Source organism: Fulvivirga aurantia, from assembly GCF_009711475.1.
GTDB lineage: Bacteria > Bacteroidota > Bacteroidia > Cytophagales > Cyclobacteriaceae > Fulvivirga > Fulvivirga aurantia.
In genome coordinates this window covers 2142-6972 of the sequence record NZ_SMMD01000741.1, presented here as the reverse complement: position 1 = coordinate 6972, position 4831 = coordinate 2142, and the positions used below count along the sequence as shown (strand labels likewise).

Below are 4831 nucleotides of genomic sequence, written 5' to 3'. Positions count from 1 at the left end.
TTCCTCCCACTGGTAGGTCAATCCTGTTCCGGTAGCGGTTACACTGAAGGTCGCATTATCATCCTCGCAGGCTGTATTATCAGTAGGGTTAGCTGTGATAGTTGTTTCTTCTTCTACGGTTAATTGAGCAGGGCTACTGGTAGCGCTGGGAGCACAAGTCCCGGAGACCACTGCACGGTAATAATTTCCATCTACTAGTGTAGTGGCAGCAGTTAACATGAGGTTAGAGGTGCTTGAACCGCTATAAATACCTCCGTCAGCCAAATTAGCGTAGCTAATCCCATCACTACTTTCTTGCCACTGGTATGAAAGATTTGTGCCTGTTGCAGTAACGGTGAATGAAGCATTTCCAGGATTCTCGCAAATTGTACTGCTTGAGGGATCTCCAGTTATTGATGGAGCATCACCACTTACGAGGCTTCCATGATTTTGAGATTCCGCAGGTGCATTGCCGGTTTGTGTTGCTGTACCACCAGTCCTGAGTATGTTACCGGTACTAGCTGGAGAGATAGCTCTAATTTCAATTCCACTTATTGTAAATACATCAACTGGGACAACAGCCGTTGAAGCCATGTCATACTCAAATGTAATTGAAGTAGTTGTTATAACAGCAGGCTGAATATTTGTAACTGTTCCACCTCCAGAAGACTGACTTAATGTAACAGTTGCTCCGACATTAAACCTAAAATTGGCAGGCGCAGAGATCACATAAGTCTGGTTAGTACCGTTGGCAAAGTCAGTGCTTATACCTTCTGTAATTGTAATGTCTCCTAATGTTGTATACCCACCCCCAACGCAAAGATTGCTGCCACCATTTGCCGGAGACACAACAACTTGCGCATTAGTATTATTAAATGATATAAGCGTAACGAACAACCCAAATAATAAAGACTTAATTATATGAGATGTCATTCGTTGAAGTAATAACATAGTAGTTTTCAGGGGTTAAGGTTGTTTTATTCTATGTCTGCAACACTCAATTAATGTGTTATTATGTTAAAAAGTAACCTGAAATAAATCTGGTCTATAAGCACTATGGCTTAAGTTCTCCTCGAGAATTAGTTTTTATTAAACTCATTTTGGTCTGGCTTTCTAAATCAGCCGTACCAACTATGACTATAGAACCATCTTCAAGTTCAATCACTTTTCCAGGATAATCATTATCTACCCCACCAAATGACCGCTCCCATAAGACAGACCCACTAATTGAAGTTTTTGCTAGATAAATATCACCAGTGTTGTTTGTGATTTCTCTTCCAACTACGTAAAATCCACCCGTATTAGATTCTGTTACTGATATACCATTTATGCTTTTGCCTGTATTTAGCGAACCGGAGCTTAAAAACTCATTACTACTTCTTACTCTAGCCAGAAATATATCGCTACTTTCTGAATCACCTGTGGTACCAATCATTATAAACCCTCCATCTGAAGTTTGTGTCATCTGAGCTGCCATCTCATTAGATAATGTGCCAAACAATTGTAGTTGAGTTACAGAAATGGCTTCTCCATCGTTACCAGCAGGATATAAAAACATATTAAAGCCATCTTTTTGGGATGATGATGGAGGCCTGTCCGTAGTACCAAAAAATAAAAACGTATCGTCTGACTTTTGAGCAATATCTACACCTCGTTCAACTCCAGGAAAGCCAGATACTCTTCGCCAATCAGCTTCCGTAAGAGGGGTGAAATCTGTGCCTATTCTTACTGAATAAATATCTTCTAAATCAGTGGCAGCGACATATCCTGGTTTATTCTCATCCACACCCGTGGTACTGCCAATCACTATCACATCTCCATTATTTGCAATAGTAAGTCCCTCAGCTTTCTCAATTTCATTGGTAATCCCAACACTGATACTATCTGTTAACTCACCACCTGAGTTAATTTTAAGAATGACTATGTCATCATCAATTGTAGAAACATTGTGGGTACCAGCTATTATAAAATTCCCCGCGTTATCAACTTGTAATGCATTTGCTGTTGCAGAATTCCCTCCTGCCTCTAATTGCCATAATTGATTTCCTAGTTCATCGGTTCTTACCACAAATATTGATGTATTGGCATTTGAAGTTTTTGTTCCTAATAGTATAAAACCATCTTCTAAGTGAGCAACATCCACGCCCACATGACTTCCGTCTTGCCCATAATATTTGAGAAAGTAATCCTCAAAATTGGGATTGACATTACTCTCATTATCACAGCCACATATGACGACTATTAATCCAATTACATATATCAGATAGCTTTTCAATTCTTTTTTAAAATTTTTCTAAAAAAACCTTTTATGTCTGTTTTCTTTCTTGGCTTATAAAGCGGTTTAACAAACCCCACCGATATCGCTAAATTGCTTAATCGCTTATAATCATCTACATAGCCATATTTAAAAAGTAGTTCAGAGTTAGCATACTGGTTGTTTTCATCTACTATGTTAGAAAGACCAACATTGTAGCGCACATCGAGAAAAATATAATTGTAACCAATTCTATAGTTTGCCCCTAACCCTAAGAATAGTGAAGTATTATAAAAATTACGCTGATCCGTTACAGTGATATCTGGGCCCGTTACGGGAAACTCAGCTACATCACCCTCATTTGAAGCATTTGACTTGTCTATCAAACTTACATTAACATTAGACTGCAAATAGAAATCATTAGAAACCCCTAAATAAACAAAGGGCCGTACTTTGTCATATTTAAATCGATATTTAAGATATAATGGAACACTAAATGCTGCTAAGCGCTCTTCAAAAGACTGCACATCGTTACCAAATAAAGTATTTTTATAGGCATAGTTCATTCTCATGAACATGAGTTCTGCCCCTAAGCTTAAATTATCACCCAGATTAAGTTCTGAGCCTAAAGAAGCTTGAAATCCAGTCTTACTTTTATACTTCTCACTACTTTGGGCTGTATTATCTGTACCAAAATTGTGGATCACATTAGCATTTGAAAAATTTGTTCCGGCTTTAGCGAATAGAACAAATATTGGAGTAGTGGTAAATTTTTCACTTAGGTAGACTACATCCACGGGATCCCTTTCCTTATCTATTTTATATTCAGGATCTAAGCGAAGAAGTTTAATATAACTGTCTTCAGCACTAATTGGGTCATCAATTAAAAGGTATGTGCGTGTGAGTAACCAATAAGCTTGTATCTTTTGACTCTTGCTAAAGCCTCCATCTAAACAGGGCTTTAATATTGAAGGAATACCATAAAGATGTCCTCTGTCGAAGCTTTCAGTAGCGTTTGTAAGAATAGCGGAACATGACTCTTGAGCATGTACTTCGTTATAAGATAAACAACTGATACAGAGCAGACAGAATATTAAATGAACCCTTTTCATTAATAAGTATCAAGTAAAAGGTTCAGACATGTATTTTCGTAATCAAGGTCGTTACCAACATAAGTTTTCCACTCTTCTTCTGTCATATTTCTTTCCAAGAGCTTACAAACTTCGTCAGCCATAAGTTTTGGGTTGGTTGGCCACTTTCTTATTTGACCATCCTCTGTAGCCGCGACTAAATAATTAGAATCGTTGCTAAACGCAATATTCCATATATAAGAATCATTATCTGATATATTGATAGGTAACTCATCAAGTTTATCAACCACCCACATTTGAATGGAGCGATCAAAACTTGATGAAGCCATTAGGGTACCATCCTTATTAAATTCGATATCACTCACTCTACCTTTATGCGCAGCAAACTCATTCACAAAGCGGTTTTGTGCTATGTTATAGACTTTCACAAAGCCTTTTTCATCACCAATCACCAGTAGTTTACTATCGGGACTGAATTTTACAGCATGGACCGGATTACCAGCGATGCTTACAATAGTCTTAACTTCCTTAGTATTAATATCTATTATTACTGCCTTTCCGTCAATAGTACCACCTGCTAACCTATTGCCTTGTGTGTCTACATCAATAGCCTTAAGCTCATAAGGTAATTGTTGAAATAACTTGCTTTTCCCCTCTCTTATATCATTAATTCTCAATTGACGATCACCTCCTGATGATATAAACTCATTGCTATTATTTAAAAAGGCAATATCATTAATATATCTCGTGTGCCCTTCAATGTTCTTTATTTCACTTGTTTCAAGATTATAAATTTGTAATGATGAGCTATCGCTTCCGTTGATTAACCATTTATCATCTTTACTGATGGCCAGTGTTCTGTTCGGGTGACTGTTATTAATCAACCTACTTGATGAGCCTGGATTATCTAACGAAGCCTTAATGACGTTTCCTGCTGTTCCTGTTGTATAAAAGTCATCTCCGTTATGAGCAAAGACGATTGTTCTCACCCCATTTCTATGTGTAATTGGTAATGTGCTATATCCTTCTCCCTTTAGGTCGCTTGTAGCATAATATAATCCATTATAAATGTAAGGATCGTAAACGCGTCCATCATAATTTTTATTAAAGAGATAGGCTTGTTGAGCCAAAAGACCTTTAAGGTTTTCGTCCTCAATATTTAGTGATTTCACTGCCATTGACTGTGCTACAGATTGGTAGAGCAGTTTATTTGCAAGATTATAATTAGTTTCAGCTCTTTGGTACTGTTGCTCTGCTTCTGATTTTGCCTCTTGCGCAGCATTTTTCTGCTCTTCTGCTATACCTCGTTGCTCGTTGGCTATTTCAAATTGCTCCTGAGCTATCTCTCGTTGGCGCTGAGCATCTAAAAGTGCTTCTCGCATCAACTCCCTGGCTTCTTCAGCCTCTTTTTGCTTTTGTTCTGCGATTTGCCTTTGATTATCAGCTATAATTCGTTGATTATCTGCCTCTATAGCAGCTTGCTCAGCAATTTGTTTTTGCTCTTCGG

The 4831-nt window shown here is 37.8% G+C and carries 2 protein-coding genes and 2 pseudogenes; all 4 read right to left on the bottom strand.

Annotated elements, in window-relative coordinates; all coding sequences use genetic code 11:
• Nucleotides 1–930 (bottom strand): annotated as a pseudogene (locus tag E1176_RS08785) (hypothetical protein); the annotation flags it as partial.
• Between the two features lie 103 nt (nt 931–1033).
• A complete protein-coding gene (locus E1176_RS08780; protein WP_155210237.1) occupies nt 1034–2254 on the bottom strand; it encodes a hypothetical protein in 1221 nt (406 codons plus the stop codon).
• A complete protein-coding gene (locus E1176_RS08775) occupies nt 2251–3345 on the bottom strand; it encodes a porin family protein (protein WP_155210236.1) in 1095 nt (364 codons plus the stop codon). The genes E1176_RS08780 and E1176_RS08775 overlap by 4 nt, the downstream gene beginning before the upstream one ends.
• Nucleotides 3345–4831, bottom strand: a pseudogene (locus E1176_RS08770) (hypothetical protein); the annotation flags it as partial. The pseudogene E1176_RS08770 and the gene E1176_RS08775, both read right to left, overlap by 1 nt.